At 45.4% G+C, this 500-nt stretch carries 1 pseudogene; it reads left to right on the top strand.

Annotated features, from left to right (window positions below):
• Window positions 1–17: 17 nt before the first annotated feature.
• Window positions 18–500, top strand: a pseudogene (locus A3762_RS06230) (serine--tRNA ligase); the annotation flags it as partial.

Below are 500 nucleotides of genomic sequence, written 5' to 3'. Positions count from 1 at the left end.
AAGTGGAAACTGAGACCTTGCAAAGCGAGCGTAATGCCCGTTCGAAGGGAATTGGTAAAGCCAAAGCGGCCGGCGAAGATATTGCACCACTAATTGCTGAAATGGATAAGATGGGCGCTGCTTTAGAAGAGAAAAAAGCCGAGCTTAAAGTTCTTCAAGATGAGTTAAATGCGTTGTTAGCTGGAATGCCAAACATTCCTGACGAAGAGGTTCCTACTGGTAACGACGAAAATGATAACGTCGAAGTCGCTGTTTGGGGCGAACCAACTACGTTTGATTTTGAAGTGAAGGATCATGTTGCGTTAGGCGAAGGCTTGGGCAAATTAGATTTCGAAACAGCAAGTAAGCTAACCGGATCGCGCTTTGTATTGATGCGTGGCGCCTTAGCTAAATTACATCGTGCTCTTGCTCAATTTATGCTTGATACGCATACCGAGACTAATGGCTATGAAGAGCTATACCTGCCGTACATCGTCAATGACGAGTCTTTGTACGGTACC

The sequence above is a fragment of the Oleiphilus sp. HI0125 genome (assembly GCF_001635355.1).
This window is presented reverse-complemented; position numbering and strand designations above follow the sequence as displayed.